Source organism: Lactiplantibacillus sp. B652, from assembly GCF_023806745.1.
GTDB classification, from domain to species: Bacteria; Bacillota; Bacilli; order Lactobacillales; family Lactobacillaceae; genus Lactiplantibacillus; species Lactiplantibacillus pentosus.
Genome location: NZ_JAMSKY010000006.1, coordinates 59,446 through 78,033, shown reverse-complemented (window position 1 = coordinate 78,033; position 18,588 = coordinate 59,446). Strand labels below are relative to the sequence as shown.

Annotated in this window: 16 protein-coding genes; 4 read left to right on the top strand and 12 right to left on the bottom strand. The window is 42.2% G+C overall.

Features of this window, described 5'->3' with window-relative positions:
* The first annotated feature begins 137 nt into the window (after positions 1–137).
* Positions 138–1,310, top strand: a complete 1,173-nt coding sequence (locus MZO40_RS08865; protein ID WP_252133228.1) for an iron-containing alcohol dehydrogenase — start codon at positions 138–140, stop codon at positions 1,308–1,310.
* Between the two features lie 348 nt (positions 1,311–1,658).
* On the opposite strand, the gene MZO40_RS08860 is transcribed toward MZO40_RS08865, so the two are convergent.
* From MZO40_RS08860 to MZO40_RS08815, 10 genes are all read right to left on the bottom strand, one after another.
* Positions 1,659–2,780: an NAD(P)-dependent alcohol dehydrogenase gene (locus MZO40_RS08860; RefSeq protein WP_088770728.1), complete on the bottom strand. Its 1,122-nt coding sequence runs from the start codon at positions 2,778–2,780 to the stop codon at positions 1,659–1,661.
* Between the two features lie 337 nt (positions 2,781–3,117).
* Positions 3,118–5,046 carry a copper-translocating P-type ATPase gene (locus MZO40_RS08855; RefSeq protein WP_105961529.1) on the bottom strand — a complete coding sequence of 643 codons (1,929 nt, stop codon included), beginning with the start codon at positions 5,044–5,046 and terminating at the stop codon, positions 3,118–3,120.
* Entirely contained in the window at positions 5,043–5,312 is a 270-nt protein-coding gene (locus MZO40_RS08850) for a cupredoxin domain-containing protein (protein WP_050340109.1), read from the bottom strand. The genes MZO40_RS08855 and MZO40_RS08850 overlap by 4 nt, the downstream gene beginning before the upstream one ends.
* Positions 5,313–5,343: 31 nt before the next feature.
* On the bottom strand, positions 5,344–5,718 hold the full coding sequence (locus MZO40_RS08845) for a cupredoxin domain-containing protein (RefSeq protein ID WP_050340108.1): 375 nt from the start codon (positions 5,716–5,718) through the stop codon (positions 5,344–5,346).
* 365 nt (positions 5,719–6,083) lie between these two features.
* Complete coding sequence (locus MZO40_RS08840; RefSeq protein ID WP_105961528.1) at positions 6,084–7,364, bottom strand: SLC13 family permease; 1,281 nt, start codon at positions 7,362–7,364, stop codon at positions 6,084–6,086.
* A 357-nt stretch (positions 7,365–7,721) separates the two neighbouring features.
* Complete coding sequence (gene pdxA / locus MZO40_RS08835; protein ID WP_216681112.1) at positions 7,722–8,750, bottom strand: 4-hydroxythreonine-4-phosphate dehydrogenase PdxA; 1,029 nt, start codon at positions 8,748–8,750, stop codon at positions 7,722–7,724.
* The gene (dapA, locus tag MZO40_RS08830) at positions 8,743–9,669 is read right to left on the bottom strand and encodes a 4-hydroxy-tetrahydrodipicolinate synthase (RefSeq protein ID WP_105961527.1); all 927 of its coding nucleotides are present in this window, start codon (positions 9,667–9,669) and stop codon (positions 8,743–8,745) included. Before dapA ends, pdxA begins: the two co-directional genes overlap by 8 nt.
* 25 nt (positions 9,670–9,694) lie before the next feature.
* Positions 9,695–10,855: an iron-containing alcohol dehydrogenase gene (locus tag MZO40_RS08825; RefSeq protein WP_216681111.1), complete on the bottom strand. Its 1,161-nt coding sequence runs from the start codon at positions 10,853–10,855 to the stop codon at positions 9,695–9,697.
* Positions 10,852–12,000, bottom strand: coding sequence for an exo-alpha-sialidase (locus tag MZO40_RS08820; protein ID WP_165861023.1), 1,149 nt, complete (start codon positions 11,998–12,000; stop codon positions 10,852–10,854). The genes MZO40_RS08825 and MZO40_RS08820 overlap by 4 nt, the downstream gene beginning before the upstream one ends.
* A 37-nt stretch (positions 12,001–12,037) precedes the next feature.
* Positions 12,038–13,264, bottom strand: coding sequence for a four-carbon acid sugar kinase family protein (locus MZO40_RS08815; RefSeq protein ID WP_105961525.1), 1,227 nt, complete (start codon positions 13,262–13,264; stop codon positions 12,038–12,040).
* A 180-nt stretch (positions 13,265–13,444) separates the two neighbouring features.
* Between MZO40_RS08815 and MZO40_RS08810 the strand changes: the two genes are divergently transcribed.
* From MZO40_RS08810 to MZO40_RS08800, 3 genes are all read left to right on the top strand, one after another.
* Positions 13,445–15,202 carry a PrpR N-terminal domain-containing protein gene (locus MZO40_RS08810; protein WP_105961524.1) on the top strand — a complete coding sequence of 586 codons (1,758 nt, stop codon included), beginning with the start codon at positions 13,445–13,447 and terminating at the stop codon, positions 15,200–15,202.
* A 159-nt stretch (positions 15,203–15,361) separates the two neighbouring features.
* Positions 15,362–15,832 carry a YhcH/YjgK/YiaL family protein gene (locus tag MZO40_RS08805; protein WP_105961523.1) on the top strand — a complete coding sequence of 157 codons (471 nt, stop codon included), beginning with the start codon at positions 15,362–15,364 and terminating at the stop codon, positions 15,830–15,832.
* Positions 15,833–16,101: 269 nt separating this feature from the next.
* Positions 16,102–16,869 carry a TerC family protein gene (locus MZO40_RS08800; protein ID WP_105961522.1) on the top strand — a complete coding sequence of 256 codons (768 nt, stop codon included), beginning with the start codon at positions 16,102–16,104 and terminating at the stop codon, positions 16,867–16,869.
* 243 nt (positions 16,870–17,112) lie between these two features.
* On the opposite strand, the gene MZO40_RS08795 is transcribed toward MZO40_RS08800, so the two are convergent.
* Together MZO40_RS08795 and MZO40_RS08790 are read right to left on the bottom strand one after the other, a co-directional pair.
* Positions 17,113–17,874 carry an AraC family transcriptional regulator gene (locus tag MZO40_RS08795; protein WP_050340107.1) on the bottom strand — a complete coding sequence of 254 codons (762 nt, stop codon included), beginning with the start codon at positions 17,872–17,874 and terminating at the stop codon, positions 17,113–17,115.
* 430 nt (positions 17,875–18,304) lie between these two features.
* Positions 18,305–18,568: a TfoX/Sxy family protein gene (locus tag MZO40_RS08790; protein WP_228733582.1), complete on the bottom strand. Its 264-nt coding sequence runs from the start codon at positions 18,566–18,568 to the stop codon at positions 18,305–18,307.
* Positions 18,569–18,588: the final 20 nt, after the last annotated feature.

Here is an 18,588-nt window from a genome sequence, read left to right as displayed (position 1 = left end):
ACCGCCTACTCAATCACTAGATATTGTGAAAAATATCATTATTTTCGTCAAACCTATTGCAAACTGTAATTATTGCGACTATAATTTGGGCTGTAAATTAGTAATGATAATAATTACAATAAAAGAAGGTAATTGATATGACTGAACGTAATTTTGATTTCCTAATGCCTAGCGTGAACTTTTTTGGCCCCGGTGTGATTAGCAAGATTGGCGACCGTGCCAAGACCCTGGGGATGCACAAACCCGTCATCGTCACGGATAAATTTTTAGAGAGTCTCCCAAACGGTGCCGTTGCCCAAGTCCGGGCCTCACTCGACGCTGCTGGGATCGACTATGTTATTTACAATCAAGTCGAACCTAATCCCAAAATTCATAACATTCAAGCCGTCAAAGCACTCTACGAAAGCAACCATGCCGACTCACTGATTACGATTGGCGGCGGTTCTGCGCATGATACTGGTAAGGGCGCGGGAATTATTATGACTAACGGTGACGACATCACCAAGTTAGCCGGGATCGAAACGCTCAAAAACGCTCTGCCACCACTGATTGCGGTCAACACGACTGCCGGAACCGGGTCAGAACTCACCCGCCACTGCGTTATCACCAATGAAGCCACCCATTACAAGTTCGTGGTCGCATCATGGCGGAACATGCCGCTGGTTTCGTTCAACGACCCAACGCTGATGCTGGACGTTCCTAAGGGATTAACCGCCGCTACCGGGATGGACGCTTTCGTTCAGGCGATTGAACCCTTTGTTTCCGTCGACCATAACCCGATCACGGACTCGCAGTGCATTCAAGCCATCAAGTTGATTGAATCTTCCTTACGAGAAGCGGTTGCCAACGGTCATAATCTCGAGGCCCGGACCCACATGGTCGAAGCCGAAATGCTCGCTGGAATGGCCTTCAACAACGCCAACTTAGGCTACGTGCACGCGATGGCCCATCAACTCGGTGGTCAATACGATGCGCCACACGGGGTCTGCTGCGCCCTATTATTACCTTACGTTGAAGAATATAACCTGATTGCTTGCCCAGAACGCTTTGCCGAACTGGCCAAAATCATGGGCGAAAATACCGATGGCTTGTCGACCCGCGATGCCGCTGAATTAGCCATTAAAGCGATGAAACAACTCAGTGAAGATGTCGGGATTCCGCACTCAATCAAGGAAATTGGCGCCAAAATCGAGAACTTCGAGCACATGGCCAGCAACGCCCTCAAAGACGGCAACGCCTTCTCAAACCCACGTAAAGGCACCAAGGAAGACATCATCAAGATTTTCCAAGCAGCTTATGACGCGAAGTAAAACCGTGCCTACTGACTGCCCCAGCGTACAAGATTGCTAAAGCTAGCCGCTAGCACTTAAATGGTAGCGGTTTCTGAAACGGCTTGGTTCATCGACTCATCTCTAATGGCCTCGCTCATTAAATGATTACCGATGACTTTACATGTTGAATCATCGTGCAACTACTCATCAAAGCCGGCAACAATACCATCGCGGCATCAAGTTCTAATCATGGGTATCACGCCGTTTAACAGCTGTCAACGGCAATACAGTCAATAAAAAACAACACCGCAGTCAGCGCGATTTGCGCTAGAGTTGCGGTGTTGTTTTTGTGCTTATTTCAATCTGTTAAAGGCATCAGCCTGAAGCTTATTTACCAGGCACGTAGTCTTCATCGATAATCAAGACTGGTTTGATGGTCTTACCACTACCAGAATCGGCATTGGCTTGATTGATATCTTCAAACTTGTAGAACTTTTCAGTCTTTTCAAATGGAAACATACCATGTTGATAGAAGTCGATCAACCGTGGAATATCAACGCCAGGAATCGAATCACCCATGTTGACCCCGATGACTTTCTTATCGTCAACGCAAAGGTCGTTCCATGAACTGATGGTAATGTTCTTAGACGTTACGGCGATCAAAGCAGCGGTCCCACCTTGTGCTAAGGCATGGATTGCGGATACCATTACTGGTTCAACACCGGTGGTATCAACAGCGAAGTCAACCCCATAGCCGTGCGTCAACTTCTTGATGGCTTCGACTGGGTCTTCTTCTTTACTGTTGATGGCGTGCGTTGCGCCTAATTCCTTGGCTAATTCCAACCGTGAATCCACAATATCAACGGCGATCACTTCAGTACAGCCTGAAATCTTACCAGCCATCATAGCAGCTAACCCAACGGCACCAGTCCCAAAGACCGCAATTGTTTGCCCAGGACGTGGTTGGAGACTGTTCAAGACGGTCCCACTACCAGTCACGTAACCACAGCCTAAAGGTCCTAAGCGCCGTAAGTCTAATTCCTTAGGCACTTTAACGGCATTGCGTTGGTCAACCACCGTATGAGTCGTGAATGAGGATTGGTCGAACATGTCACTGATATGCTGGCCGTTTTCTTGGAAATGGTCAGAACCATCTGGACGGGTCCCGCTCAAGTTGTAGTCCGCATAGTTCCGGCACTTGGTTGGCATCCCTTTCAAACAGTTGTCACAAGTTCCGTCAGCGTAAAATGACAAGATAACGTGATCGCCGACTTCGAAATTAGTGACTTCAGAACCAACTTTTTCAACGATCCCAGAACCTTCATGTCCTAAGATAACGGGATAGCCGAGTGAGGCATCGCCGCGCCGAATCGCTTCATCAGAATGACAAATCCCGGATGCCACGATTTTAATTTGTAAATCAGTGGGTGTCATTTCCGCCAAATCAATATCATCTTTAATGACAAATGGATCATTAACTTTATCAACTACTGCTGCTTTAATCTTCATAATCAAACCCTCGTTTCAAATAGTATGTAAAACGCTTACAATTCATATTGTTACACAATCTACAATCAAATTCAAACGCTTTCATTATCGCTTACAAACGTTCAAATCCTATTAATACCGGCTAATTGCCGATTTCACCCTAACGATATGATACTTAATTAGTGTAAATATAATACTCATTTGCACCGTCTTGTGAAGTTTATCGGTTATTTTCAATCATTCAATGCGACTTTCATGTAAACAAAAACCGGCATGGTGCCTAATTACAGGCACCACACCGGTTCACTTGATCAATTTAATTGTTCGTCAGTATCTCGCTGACAAAATGCGTCGCGCTTTAAGCTGGTTGTGCTGCCGCCGTACCCAGCTTGGCCTTGTTGAGCAAGACTGAACTCGTCACGACTGACAACGAGCTAAACGCCATCGCTAAGCCCGCTAACTCAGGACTCAACGTCAGGCCAATCGCGTAGAAGACCCCCGCAGCGACTGGAATACCGAGCACATTGTAGACAAAGGCCCAGAATAGGTTGAGCTTGATCCGATTAAACGTCTTCTTGCTCAAGGCTAACGCCCGGTCAACGTCGCGCAGGTCATTCTTAACGAGCACAATGCCACCCGCATCGATGGCGATATCCGTCCCGGAGCCCATCGCAATACCAACATCGGCAGTGGTCAAGGCAGGCGCATCATTGATGCCATCGCCGACAAAGGCCACCTTGCCCGTCTTTTGAAGGGCTTCGACGTGGGCAGCCTTGTCACTTGGTAGCACGTCCGCAATCACGTCATCGATACCCACTTGTGCGGCGACCGCCTGCGCGACCCGTGGATTATCCCCCGTCAACATAACGGTCTTTAATCCCCGCGCCTTCAAACTAGCAATGGCCGCTTTGGACGTTGATTTAGCGACATCCTGAATGGCAATCAACCCAATAATTTGATGATTGAGGCCGACGTAAACCACCGTTTTAGCCGCGTCCTGTAACTTAGTGGCGGCTTGAGCCAAGTCATCGCTGATCGCCTCGTCCATCAACAGCTTATGATTGCCGACAACGGCAGCTTGTCCGTCGATTTGCGCGGTGACGCCTTTACCTTCAACCGCTTGAAAATCAGTGGCCGTGGGCGCTTTAATCGCACTATCCTGGCCGCGTTTTAGAATTGCAGCTGCGAGTGGATGTTCGGAAGCAGCTTCGAGGCTAGTTGCGACCCGTAAAACTTGCGCTTCATCGCCAACGATATCCGTCACTTGGGGCTTGCCCACAGTAATCGTCCCAGTCTTGTCAAAAACGACCGTCTGAATTTCGTTAACGGCTTCCAACACTTCACCGTTTTTGATCAAAATTCCGAGCTTGGCACCACGACCGGTTCCGACCATTAAAGCAGTTGGTGTCGCTAAACCGAGCGCACATGGACAAGCAATCACGACGACCGCCACGGCAAAAATCAAAGCATTCGCCAAACTAGCGCCGAGTAACACGTACCAGGTGAGGAACGTCAAAATGGCAATAATTAAAACAACCGGCACGAAAATATCAGAGACTTTGTCCGTCAGCTTTTGAATTGGCGCGTGACTGTTCTGAGCCTTTTTGACCAGCTCAACGATTTGTGCCAGCATTGTTTGGTCACCGACCTTGCTAGCTCGAAACTGGAAGGTCCCGTTACTATTGATCGTCGAACCAATCACGGCATCCGATTCGTGCTTTTGAACCGGCATACTTTCACCCGTCACCATCGATTCATCAACGGTTGACTGACCAGCCGTAATGACGCCATCGACTGGAATTTTCTGGCCAGGTTTGACCCGAATAATATCACCAACCACCACTTGATCCAATGGTACTTGCACAAACTCGGTGCCGCGTAAAACTTCCGCTTCTTTGGCTTGCAAACCAACTAATTTGGCAACGGCGTTCGAGGCGTTATGCCGCATCCGTTCTTCAAAGACTTGGCCCAGTAAAACGAAGGTCGTCACGAGCGCCGCGCTTTCAAAGAAGACCGCTTGACCGGTCGCCATCGCGTACAAACTGTAAAAATAAGCCGTGGCCGTCCCGATTGCGACCAGTGTATCCATGTTGGCGTGGTGCTTTTTAAATGACGCCCAAGCACTTTGAAGAAACGGCCGCGCTGACACGAGCATGATGACAGTCGTCAGTGCCAGTTGCGTCCAGTCACCACCCGGCAGCATCCAACCGAATGGCATCAGAATCATATTTGCTAATAACGGTAATGAAAAAATTAATGAAATCCAAAACCGACGCGTCGTTGTCATCCTTGGACCACCACTTTTCCACTAACCATGTCCATACCACAACTGAAGGTGAATTCACCCGCTTGATCCGTTGGAATCGTGACCGTTTGGGGCTGATTGATTGGTAAGTCCGTCGCAAATCCTAAGTCGGTCGAATGAACGTGTTCCAAACAACCTTGGGTACTCGTCCGGGTAAACGTCAATTGGGCAGGTACGCCTTGTTTGACCGTCACTTCAGCTGGTTCATATTTACCATTCACGTTAATGTTAATATTTTGTTCAGTCATAATCTGATTCCTCCGTTAATTAATGTTGTATTTATTTAATGATGACTTTGCCGTGGAACATATCCATCCCACAGGCCCACTGGTATTCACCAGCTTTACTAGTGTCAATCGTGACCGTTTGCGTTTGATTCTGTGGGAGTTCCTGATTGATTCCAAAATCGCTGAAAACGACGTGATCCAGACAACCTGACGCATCCTTACGCGTGAAATTGAGCACGGCCGGCACGCCCTGCTTGAGGACAACTTGTTCCGGCGAATAACCACCATTGACCTCGACATCCACTTGTTGCAAGTCCGCATCACCATCCGCAGTTACCGTCGCTGTCGTGTGCTTGCCGAAGAACCACCACAAAATAAAACCAATCGCAGCCAATCCAATGATCAAAACTAATGCTTTCGTTATCATCCAACCCATCTCCCAATTTGCATTGTCGTTTACATTTGTAATTTATATGAATAGCTTACCGCCATCGTTTACAATTGTCAACGATAAAATTCAAAAAAAATGGGCGTTGAACCACATTTACTTTTCCAGGCTGTAGCATTTTTTTTATTGTGCTACCGCCAATTATTTTAGAAGCAATTATTTTAGATTAAAATTGAAGAATCATTTTATCTTTGATCTATCTGGTTAGCCGAGCTCAAAAAAATCTTTGCAGCAAAAAACACTCACGCTTGTTATCCACACAAGCGTGAGTACCAATCAAATTATTTATTTATAAATCGGTTAACTTCAACAATCACAACTCCATTTTGGAAAGATTACTTTGCTTAAGATGGGAAGACTAACAATGAACCGACAGTTAAAAATAATAGCCGAATGAAATATTGTGGTATGGTGAATATCCAAAATTCCTTAGCGGAATACTTCCCGGCACCTAAAATCATAGCCGGCATCCCATCAATTGGTAGGAAGTGTCCACACCATGCTGAAAGTACCACTGCACTTGCAGCTGCTCGAGGATCAAAGCCGAGACTCACTGAAGTCGCAATGACCAACGGGGCAAAAACATAAACTGTTCCAATATTTGTACCAGTCAATGTTGCTAGCAAGCTGGTTAAAATACAGAAAATAAATACCAAAGCAAACTCACTAATATTGGTTCCTAGCATCCCTGCAACTGTATCACCAACTAGTTTTGTTAATCCAGTACTCCCTAGTGCATTTGCAACCCCAATAACACCAGCAGACATGAGAATGATTGGTGCAGCGAGTGCATCTCGAATTTCATCAAAGTTTAGAACCCCAATGACGAGAATCACACCAACGGCAAGACCAGCAATTGCATATCCAGCATCTCCAATCTGCCCCTGAAACAACATCCCAATAACTGCACCAATAAACACGATATAAACAATATTTTCTTTCCATTTTGGTAATTTAACATCCGGCTTAGAACTGACAGAACTTGTTTCTCCTTTTGGATTATTGATTGGATGATCCGGCATAAATTTATATTGAAGTACACAGTTTAGTAAAAAGCCAGCGGACAGAAAAACGTTAATTACGACAAATTTGACGACCGACACATGATCCGTAACCCCTGCAGACTTCAGCACAGCCAACAAAATTCCATATTGCAAGGCGGTATTGAATGGTAATAATGGATGGTTTGCGGCAAAGCCAGCTGGCATCAAGATTTTTGACGGTGGCAATTTTTTGTTATATGGTAGCGTTGAGAGAATTCCAATTGTTAACACATAAAATGCTGTAGATCCCGTACCGAATAAACTGCAAAATAGCATAACAATTAAAATAATCAAAATATAGGCTCTTAAGCCGCCCTTACTCGCCAGATTAAACATAACTTCTTTGAATTTGACAATCATACTCGTCTTTTGCAATGCTGCAATGATTGCCATAAACTCAGCTAACATGACAATGGTTGAATTAGCAAATCCAGCAAAGGCATGCGGGATATCAGTAATCCCAAAAATCACCAATAACAAGCATGCTAGTAGGGGTGGTGCCCCGAATGGAAGTTTATCCATCATAATCAAGATAATCATTAGGGCAGTAATTCCTAGTGTAATAATCATGGAAAGTGTCATAATTGCCTCCTATATTGAGGATGCTCCAGAAAAATTCGCAACCCATTTAATACACTCATTATATCTAGACGTGAAGCGCTTTCATTCGCTTTCAGTGTCTCATGTTGCACCATCCGAATCCGCCCAAGCAACGGAGGCCAGTAAAATGTTTAGTATTGAAACAGCTCTATTAAACTTGTAAAAATTATAGTTGTGACTGATGTCTGGTTTTCATTCATAATTCTTCAGCCAAATTCGAACCGAATTTTCGTATAAAAAATAAGGTAAGAATTGAAACCCCACTCTCACCTTATCTACCACTACAATTAGTAGGTTAATTGATTTAAATAGTGATTACTAAAATACTATTTTCAAGCTCTAAGAATTTACTGCTAAACGAACGGCATAATCAATTGCATCTTCTAGGCTAATCTCATTGGCAGTGCCTTTGAGTGATTGGTCAAAAGCAGTTCCATGATCTACACTAGTCCGAATAATCGGTAACCCAAGTGTTATATTGACCCCGGCGACACTACCCCACTTCTTCTTTTCTTCATCATATTGAAAGCCAAGAACTTTTAATGGAATATGCCCCTGATCATGGTACATTGCTACCACGATGTCGTACCAACCACCAATTGCTTTTGGAAACAGCGTGTCTGGTGGGATAGGTCCATCTACATTGATACCTTCTGTCTGTGTTTCCTCAATAGCAGGAGTAATTTGTTCGGCCTCTTCAGTGCCAAACATCCCATTTTCAGAAGCATGTGGATTTAATCCAGCCACACCAATTTTAGGCTCAGAAATTCCTAGTCTCTTGCAAGCATCATCGGCGATTCTAATCACTTCAGCAACACGTGCCTTTTTCACGAGGTCACAGGCATCTCTGAGCGCAACGTGAGTGGAAATGTGTACAACCCGTACATTCTTGTGAGCTAACATCATCGTATAATTTTTCGTATGTGTATAATGTGCGTAAATTTCAGTGTGTCCAGCAAAATGATGTCCCGCTAAATTCATCGCCTCTTTATTCAGTGCGTTTGTGACTGTCGCATCAACTTCTTTATTTAGTGCTAAGTCAATCACTTTCTTAACATATTGGAATGCTGCATTCCCGGCCATCTTAGAAACCTCACCAAATTTAAGCTGGTCAATATCAACTAATTGCATGTCGATAACATCCATTGTACCCGGCTCAAATTTTGCCTCCTCGACAGTCTTAATAACGTTTAGATTTAACTTACGATCCGGCAATACTTGCATAACCTTATTGAGAACATTCACATCACCAACAAGTAACGGCCGGCACTTTGCATATAATTCCGTGTTTTGAAAAGCTTTGAGGGAAATTTCGGGCCCTATACTTGCTGGATCTCCCATTGTAATTGCAACAACTGGTTTATTCATCTCTAATCACACTTTCTGGCTTAACGAAAAAGTCACTATAATATTCATGCAGAGTAGCCTTAAGTTGACTACGCCCTTCCTCACTTAAATAATTAAACGGCGCTCGTGTCTCACCTACAGGACAACCAATCATATTAGTAGCTACCTTGGTAATTGTATTTGGATTGCCATACTTGAAACAATTGCGCAATGGTCGAATTGAATCCTGTGCGGCTCGTGCACCTTTAAAATCACCTTTTAGCCAACGCTTATAGATGGAAACCATAACTGTAGGCAACACATTAGCAATCGCGGTAATCCCCCCTGATCCACCAGCCTGGAGTGTCCAGAGAATTAAGGCATCATTACCGGAGATTACCTTAAAATCACGATCACGCGTCAGCTCAATGTATTGAAGAATATTATCAAAATTTCCGCTTGAATCTTTAACACCAACAATGTGTTTCAAATTAGCGAGTCGGGAAACCGTTTGTGGTTCCAGGGCATTTCCAGTTCGTGCAGGAATATTGTAAAGCAAAATTGGAAGGTTTACTGCCTCGTTCAATGCCTCGTAATGACGATAAAGTTCCTCTTGAGATGCTTTTGCAAACGATGGTGTGATAACAGACAACGCATCAACGCCAATTTCCTCAGCTTCTTTAGATAATTGAATCGTTTCTTGCGTAGAAACACATCCCGTACCCGCGTATACAGGAACACGACGTGCAACTTGATCAACCACAATCTTAATTACATTCAGCTTTTCATCATGGTTTAAAATATAGCCTTCACCATTGGTTCCAAGTGTAAATACCCCATTAACGCCTGCATTGATTTGACGGTCAACTTGGTTACGTAATTCATTCTCGTTAATCGTACTATCATCATTCAACGGTGTCACCATTGCTGCAATAATTCCTTGTGCGATTTGATTTGTCATGAATCTATTCCTCCTCATTTGTATGTCAGTTCAATACAGATCGATAAATACCTTCAACATCCGCTCGGCTGAGTTTTTTCATATTATGATCAAGCAACCGAGTCTGCTGTAGTGCAGAATCAACCAAAAAGTCCATATCTGATGATTGAACACCAAATTTGTGTAAATCCGTGGGAATTTCAACTGTTTTAACGATATTCGCTATTTTCGAAATTAAGAAATCTGCTTTGCTCTTAGCGCCTGTTTGTCCATTATTCGGATATACAAAGTCCGCCATCGAAGCTAATTGAGGAATAATCACATTTTCATTTAATTCCATCACTTGACGGAATAAAATCGCGTTTGAAACACCGTGGGCAATGTGAAATTTTCCACCTAAAGGATACGATAATGCATGCACTGCAGTGGTCCCTGAAGCCGTAATCGCAACACCACCATAGAAGGCCCCCATTAATAACGCCTTTCGTGCTTCAACATTATCGGGATCTGTATAAGCAGTGATAATATTCTGAAAAATATACCGGGCACCAATTTTCGCAATATCATTGGAAAATGTTGTCGCATTTTTTGAAGTATAGCATTCTACACAATGACTTAAAGCATCAACTGCTGATGCTGCCAAAATGGATTTTGGTAATTTTTTAACGTTATTGACATCCAACAGAACTAAATCTGGAAGCATTTCGCTAGAAACAATTCCAAACTTAACTTGTTTCTCTGGAATAGTGACAATCGCATTGATTGTTGCTTCTGAACCGGTACCAGCTGTCGTTGGAATCATTACTGATGGAACTTGTTTCTTTGCAATTGATGCATTATCTAACAAGTCCTCAATAGTATATGGTGCTCCCCTTAATAATGAAATTAACTTGGCAGCATCCATCACAGAACCTCCACCAATTGCAACAATGGTTCCAAAATCAAAGGTGGTGACTTTTTCAAGTAATTCCTTTACTTGCACATAGCTCGGTTCAGGTGTGATTTCATCCTCAATTCGATAATCAATGTCATGCTGTTGAAAATATGCCTCAATTGGTGCAACAAGCCCATTACTTTCAATACCTTTGTCGGTGAATAGTAATACTCGCCGATTTTCTTGAATGTTAATTACCTCTCCGAGATGCGTACTTAGGTCTTCTCCTGCATAAACACTCTTCGGCATCCTTAAAAATGCTGTTTCTGTCAATTTGCTTCCTTCTTTCCTGTTTTAATCCATTCTTCGTTAAATTTTAATAACGCGATCTTTTGACGGAAATAAGTAAACGTGAGTAGTAAGTCTCCGTCCTGTGATTGCTTAATTGATGGGTAAGAAAATTCTCGATTTTTTTTATTTTTTGAATCGTTTGTTAAAGCAAATCCGTCACCTTCTGCCACGCTGCGTTGATATGGCCAAGTCTTTCCGCCATCTTCGGAAACAGCCACTGTCATCGGGGCCCGAGGAGCACCCCAAAACGCCCGTGGCTGATCATCGTTAGATGTAACATTTTTATCTTCAATACCGTCACTATACAGGCTGGTACGACGTACCGTTGCATCATCACGGCTAGCTTTATTAAAGGCCATTACTAAATCACCATTTTGTAACGTTACAAACTGGATTGATGAATTATTATTCGGCAATTCAGTTTTTTCTGGAGCCGTCCAATGCTTAGCATCTGTGCTTTCGCTACGATAAATTTTATCCGCCCAACGTGATCGGTAAAACGCAACATAGCTACCATCCTTCAACTTTTGAATATTCATGTGTACACATCCAAGGCTGTCTGGCACCTTGTATTCTTTCCAAGTCTTACCTTCATCATTCGTCACTAATACTGCACTATAGTCATAAGACCCATCCCATGGATTTCCATCATTCTTGATTACGCAATGAAAAATTGGTAGAACCCACTCTTGTGCATCTGTAATCAACATTTCTTGACGAATGAAAAGCCCGGTATTTTCAAAAAGTTGTACTTCCGGTCCCCAAGTCTTGCCATTATCCTTAGAAATTCGACGCTTAATAACAGCCGTATCCTGATTACCACCATCTTGAGAAGTGAATAACAACCACAGCGCCCCACCAGGCGTTCGGAAAAGCATTGGATTCTGATCAGATCGTCCTGGATTATTCGAAACTTTTTCAGGAGAACTCCATTGTGCATCTCCTTGGTTCAACCGCGAGATAAAAATAGAGATATCACCCTTACCCTCTTCAGTTCCGGAGAACCATGTGCATAACGTATCACCACTCGGCAAAACTAACAGATTTGATGCATGACTTTGAATTCCAGATTCGGGCAAGGTAATCGCCACTTGGAAACTATCTGTTAAACTGTCCTCTAGCTTCATAAAATACTGCCTCCTTTAATCCATGAATGATTCATTCTTATACGCATTGATTCATACTCTTAATTTTTTTAAAAGCAAAATTTATCAAATCCTGGTTCCCAAACGCTCCCGCTTTTGTGACCACTCGCATCCCTGAAAAATCACCTTGTTGTACCTCCAACAAAGGTACACCAGACGCCAGTTCAGTAATGACTTTTGCCCCGGCAGCTTTACCAATACGTAAAAAGCCTTTCGCAGTTTCCCCGCCGGATACAAATAATCCAGATACTTTCACTTTTGCAAGCACTTTGCGGCAAATTCCAGAAAGAACAGCTTGTGTTAGGCTATTAATTTCTTCATCACTCAAATTGTACTTTGCCAGGGCTGTCAGCGTTTTGTCCAACTCACTACGATCATATGAAGCTGAGGACATTAGAATTACATCCTGTCCTGCCAGTAATGCCGTTGTTGCTGCATCAACATATGGTGCATACGTTTGTTGCTTATATGCTTCATAAATTGGGATATTTACCAATCTAATTCCATTCTGCTCTGCCGCATGTAATTGTTTGCGAGTGACTTCACTGACACTTCCTATTAGCCCAAGGGCTGGTGCAACCGAAAAATCCTTCATTAGCAACGCAGAAGTTAAACCAGCGGAGCCTACCCATAGAATTCTTTTAGTCGTTTGACGCAACGCATGGACAATTCTTATTAGGTCCTGATTATTCTCGGAATCAAAGCTAACACAACGAGTATTTTCTACGTGGAACTCTGAATCACGAATCTCGGACACTGAATAGTGACGTAAAGGTTCACCAGGAAAAGCCTGTTCCATCAGATTCTGTACATCATCAGTACGAATCGGCTTAATTGGATCCTTGGCAAAATCAGTTTTCATTGCACGAATTCCAGCTACTTTCAAAGTACTCCTAACTACCACTCGATTTTGGTCCGGCAAAGCTGGTGCGAAAGCAATAATATCCGGATGGTAGTACGAAGCGAGTAATCGCATTTCAATCGAAATATTACCACGCAATGTGGAATCAACCTTTTTGATAACCTCATCATATTGCTTAAAATCCAACTTTTGTAAAAGACTGTTCAAACGATCTGCAGCTTCTTCAGTCGACGAATTCCTTGTTTCAGTATCAAGCACGATTGTTCCTTTATGGGGTGAAGCTACCGAGAACTGAACGTTTACATCTACCCCTAAGTTAGCTAATTGAACTCCAGTATCATTGGATCCCGTGAAATCATCCGCTATAATCAGATATTTTTTCATATACTCACCACCAATTTTAGGCCTGACTGCCTTTATTTCTTACAAGTCCAATCGTACCGGTTACAGAACTTCACTACTAGAAATGAACTGTTTAATTTTGAAATAGTTTATTGAATACGTTTACATTTAGGTCCACTTATGTATATAATTGTTTCGAAATGAAACAGGAAGGTGAAAATATTGAAAAAGATTCTCTGTGTGGCACCTTATCAAGGTCTAAACATGCTCTTTCAGGAAGTTAGTCGCGAACTGATTACTGACAAGAATATCAGGCAACCACTCTTTGACTTCATTCGCTTTGATCGTAAAGATGATATAACGATAATTACAGATGCACTTCAAACTAATTACGATCTAATCATCTCTCGTGGCGGGACTGCTACACTTCTTAAGAAAATGACAAAAGTACCAATCATTGATATTGGGGTTTCCCAATACGACTTACTCTCAACCATTCAGACCGCCAGTCGGCTATCCAAGGTGGCCATCGTTGCGTTTGCAGCCTTTACTCAGCGCGTCAAAGCAGTGCTCAAGAGCTTTAATTTAAAAACACCGATTTATGAAATTGCACACGAAAATGAATTACCTGACTTACTACGCACATTAAGTGGTCAAGACATTAGCACACTAATCTGCGACACGAGTACAGAGGCTTCAGCTAAATCTGCTGGATTTACCACATTACTAATCACGACTAGCAAAGAAAGTGTGATAAATGCATTTCGTAACGGACTGAACTTTCTTAATCAAATGGACACTCAGCGTGAATTAGCTGATGCCTTGGCAAATACTCTGGATAATTTAAATATTCCAACAATTACAATGACTTCTCAACAACTTCCACTCTTTTCCTCAAAACTGCTCACTAAGGATGAGTCATTAGAAAAGTCAGTACTTCGTGCAATTCACAATGGCCGCAATCACTTTGCCTTAAACACCGTTCGCTACAAGCTGACACCTTACCAAAATGGAAACCTAACAGTTTATACTATCGGGAAATGGGGGAGCCCTCAAAAGCGTGATGAAACAGATGAGCTTTCTCTTCCGATGGATCCAGCCCTCAAAGATGCCTTTGCGTCATATTTTAAATTAACGCAACCCCCTGTTTTTTTTAATCTTATTCAATCATATTCTCGCTTAAACCGGCCAGTTCTTATCATAGGGGCACTTGGATCTGGTAAAAATTATATTGCTGATTTATTGCACGCAGAAGGTCTCCAATCAGCACACCCCATTCACCACCTAGATATGGGAAAGGCAGATGCATTCAATAAACTCATGAACCAAAGTAATTCACCGCTATATGGCACGAATCAATGCTTTGTCTTTGAAGGATTAAATCGCGCTAATGCTATTACCCAACGTAATTTAGTTGAATTTACAATTCAAACGCAGCTAGCAAGTCGTAATCAAGTTATCTTCACTTTTAAACAAAGTCCAGATGACGGAATTTCTACAGAAATCAAACCATTACTAGATTATGCACGTACGCTAACGCTTGATTCTTTTCAAAACGTAACTGGAGCAAAAATTGTTCAATTATTAACTGGCATGATCAATACTTATAATCGCGAACATGGCACTTCAATCATGGGGGTCTCCGATATTGCACTCGATTTCATTTTAAACGAGTCATGGCCTGAAAACTTCATTCAGTTTTATCAAGTTCTGAATATTGCCATGGCTAGTACTCTTCAAGACTATATTGGGATTGATGAAATCCGAATGGCACTTGCCACTGATCAGAAAAATCGTTTTATACAGAATCATCAGCCAACAAAAGAAATATCTAGTTTGCCACAGGGAAAGACACTCTCAGATATGGTCCAAGAAATTGTCGTGCGTACTTTAGCCGCAAATAATAATAATCGAACAAAAACTGCAAAAGTCCTTGGTATTTCTCGCGCTACACTCTGGCGCTATCTGAAACAGGCCTAATCGTACTTAATTGAAACGTTACGTCCTTATTTATTTATCTAGTTTCAAATCTGTTTCAAATCAAATCGTCTCCGAAGCATACTCATTGTTACAGATAAGCTATCATGATGGATAGATAGGTAACAACGGTATAATTTATAAATTTGGAGGTACATTCTTATGATTATTGCAAGTATTGATAGTAAAACCGCAACTTGGCTAGAAAATAGGACTGAATTCAACCCAGTTCTTGAATTTCTGAAAACTACAGACTTAACGCAACTTGATGTTGGTCATCACAAAATTACATCAAATATATCCGCGAATGTGCAAGAATATTTGACAAAAGCTGAAAATGAAGGCCGCTGGGAAAGTCATGTCAATAACATTGACTTCCAGTATATTCAACATGGTAGTGAGTATATTCGTGTATGTTCAGCTTCTCAGTTAAAAGTAAAAACCGATGCCTTATCTCAAAAAGATGCTTACTATTATCAAAAATACCAAGGGTCTACCACTAATGTATTGGTTAATCCTGGCGACTTTGTGATTCTGTTTCCTGAAGATGCACATGAAGCTTGCATTAATGTTGAGAAAGCATCTTCAGTACGAAAGCTTGTAATTAAAGTACCAGTGGCACTATTTAAATAATATCAATATACCCCGTTAGCATCTCTAATTAACTTAGAGATGCTTTTTACATATTAAATTCATCTAGATATCAACTTACTGGAAAGTTTGTCTTTCAAAATTAGCTCATACAATCATACGACTGTATTCAAACTACCTTTGCATATTTCAATTTTAAACACTAACTGCATGCTCTTTAAGAATTTGTTGCACCATGTAACACTTCTCAAAAATAATCAATACTCATGTTCGATATAATATATTTAATCAGAGAGACAAGGAGGTTACTCATGAGTTTATTAATCAAGCTTTATGGACCTTTTTTTGCAGCAGCCGATTGGAAGGCAGCTGTCATGACAACTAGTGGCTGGATGACAATCGCCACCCTAGCAATCATGGAATGCCTACTATCTGTCGATAATGCAGTCGTGTTGGCTGCACAAACGTCTAGCTTAAAAGATCGTAAAAAAGAAGATGCCGCCTTAATATGGGGCTTATGGGGTTCCTATATTTTCAGATTCATCGCTATTGGACTTGGTAGTTTTTTGATTAAATTCTGGCTAGTGAAGGCACTCGGTGCTGGCTATTTGCTATGGATGTCTGTTCATTTCTTTTATGAACAACATAAAGGAATGAATCGTTCCACTGATAATGCCACTAACATTAAACCTAAATCTTTTTGGAAAACGGTATCTGCTATTATATTTCTAGACTTTGTTTTTTCGATTGATTCTATTCTAACCGCGCTTGCATTAGATAATAATCCTGTCATTGTATTGCTAGGTGGTATGATTGGTATTCTAGCCATGCGATTCGTTGCATCAATGATGATTGTGCTCTTAGAAAAAATACCAGAGCTGTTAGTCATGGCATATGTTTTGATTGGATTCATTGCTTTGAAGCTTGGTCTCAGTATTCCAGCAATTGGTATTGAGCTTTCCAATACCTTCTTCAGTATATTTGTTCTTGGTGCATTTGTAGCAACACTTAGCATTCATTTTCTCCGTAAACACAAATCTGATAAAGATAAAGAATTAAATAATCATACTGCTAACTAGCACATAGCGGAAATCAACAACCTTACCATGAGTTTATTTCTCTTCACAATAAATGCATAAATGAATCAACATTCTTTTTCACTCTAAAAACGCCAAGTATGGACTTTACAAATCCATACTTGGCATTTTTAGTAATACTAATTCTAATCAAATTACGACATAGATTGAATCTCCACCCACAACAACACCGCTTACCAGCCATCATCAGGGGGCTAATGCCGCAAGCCAGCACTCACCTCATACTCAAGCGCGCCGGGTATTTTCTTGCCGGTATTCCAGTGGCGTTTGCCCGGTCTCCTTCTTAAAACGTTTGGAAAAATCAGCCGCGTCGTAAAAGGACAGCTCGGCGGCAATCACGCGAATCGTGTGATCAGTCGCCAGCAGCATGTGCTCCGCCTCCTGAATCTTTTTGGCGTTGATATAGTCGCGAATCGACATGTGCATCTCTTGACTGAAAGCGCGCCGCACCGTCTCTGGATTACACCGCTGATTGACGTGGGCTAGGACTTTTTTGACGGTCAGATGGTCATGCAAATGTGCGTTGGTGTAATACAACACGTCTAAGGTCGATTCCAGATGCGCGCTATAAGTCAGGGCATTCGGCTGTGCGATGGCCGCAAAATCGCGAATGATTTGCACAACTAACGGCTGATAGCGCTCGGTCGTCACTGGCAACTTATCGAGCCAATGATGGTAATCATTACGAAGCTGTACAAATTCGTAGATCTCCGCATGGTTTTGCATGCCCTCAAAGGCGAGCACATCCACTAGTGCGCTCAGTTGGAGCTGCTTTTCTTCACTCGATAACTTATTTAATAGATCACGCGAACGAGTCAGGTTTTCTTTCACAAATCGAATGCCCTCCTCAACTTTTCCAGCCCTGTAAAAGCGAATAAAATCCCGTTCCAAATACCCCAATAAGATCAATCCCTTAGTGGTCGGATGTTGATCGTTGTAGTCACGCATCTGATGTAGATATTGTACAAATTGTATTTCAGTCCCCATTACGCTAATATCCCCTTTGCATGCTCAGTCGATATTAATTAACCTAAATTGGTGCCGATTTGCTGTAACTGTCCACTACCTCTTATTTTGCAGCTCAAGTTAACGTTTTATAATACCAACCAATTCTCTTGTATATTAATGATTCTATCAAATGATTTTGATTAAACAATCAATACACTTATCAGAAATCAATAACTGACAGTTGCTATTCACAATGAAAGCATTGATACCATTGACTTTCCAGACACATTCAGCATTGATTATGAGATTTATTAGATTTTTCACACTATAATAGTGTCCACGATAATCGTCATCACAAAACACTGATTCCCGTCATGACAAAAAAGTCCGGCCGCAGCCGAACTTTTTCTACCGATTAAGCTTTAACCACCATCAGGCACTTTGCCCACCGTTTATGAAGTGCTTCACACTAGGCCAAACTTCTAAAGTACTGCTTCAAATCTTCGCGTGTCTCCGTTGGCAGTTGCGTATAAGGCTTGTCTTCAATCGCACCTTGCAGCGAATACAACAATTGGATACAAGCGTGCGGATTAACTTTCTTAATGGCCGCAAACGCATCCTTGCTACCCATGGTCGAGAGTTGCTCAGGCGACGTAATCGCGACTGCTTCTAACTGCTTGGCTAAGGTCGGTCCAATGTTGGGTAATTTGGTTAAGGTTGCCATTTGACTCATTTCCTTTCAACTTCTACTAT

Excerpts from the sequence above, each read along its gene's own strand:
- MZO40_RS08815 (WP_105961525.1), bottom strand. The coding sequence starts at position 13,264 with ATGAAAAAATATCTGATTATAGCGGATGATTTCACGGGATCCAATGAT.
- MZO40_RS08790 (WP_228733582.1), bottom strand. The coding sequence starts at position 18,568 with ATGAGTCAAATGGCAACCTTAACCAAATTACCCAACATTGGACCGACC.
- MZO40_RS08865 (WP_252133228.1), top strand. The coding sequence starts at position 138 with ATGACTGAACGTAATTTTGATTTCCTAATGCCTAGCGTGAACTTTTTT.
- MZO40_RS08840 (WP_105961528.1), bottom strand. The coding sequence starts at position 7,364 with ATGACACTTTCCATGATTATTACACTAGGAATTACTGCCCTAATGATT.
- MZO40_RS08850 (WP_050340109.1), bottom strand. The coding sequence starts at position 5,312 with ATGACTGAACAAAATATTAACATTAACGTGAATGGTAAATATGAACCA.
- MZO40_RS08805 (WP_105961523.1), top strand. The coding sequence starts at position 15,362 with ATGATTATTGCAAGTATTGATAGTAAAACCGCAACTTGGCTAGAAAAT.
- MZO40_RS08860 (WP_088770728.1), bottom strand. The coding sequence starts at position 2,780 with ATGAAGATTAAAGCAGCAGTAGTTGATAAAGTTAATGATCCATTTGTC.
- pdxA (WP_216681112.1), bottom strand. The coding sequence starts at position 8,750 with ATGAATAAACCAGTTGTTGCAATTACAATGGGAGATCCAGCAAGTATA.
- MZO40_RS08845 (WP_050340108.1), bottom strand. The coding sequence starts at position 5,718 with ATGATAACGAAAGCATTAGTTTTGATCATTGGATTGGCTGCGATTGGT.
- MZO40_RS08800 (WP_105961522.1), top strand. The coding sequence starts at position 16,102 with ATGAGTTTATTAATCAAGCTTTATGGACCTTTTTTTGCAGCAGCCGAT.
- dapA (WP_105961527.1), bottom strand. The coding sequence starts at position 9,669 with ATGACAAATCAAATCGCACAAGGAATTATTGCAGCAATGGTGACACCG.
- MZO40_RS08855 (WP_105961529.1), bottom strand. The coding sequence starts at position 5,046 with ATGACAACGACGCGTCGGTTTTGGATTTCATTAATTTTTTCATTACCG.
- MZO40_RS08795 (WP_050340107.1), bottom strand. The coding sequence starts at position 17,874 with ATGGGGACTGAAATACAATTTGTACAATATCTACATCAGATGCGTGAC.
- MZO40_RS08820 (WP_165861023.1), bottom strand. The coding sequence starts at position 12,000 with ATGAAGCTAGAGGACAGTTTAACAGATAGTTTCCAAGTGGCGATTACC.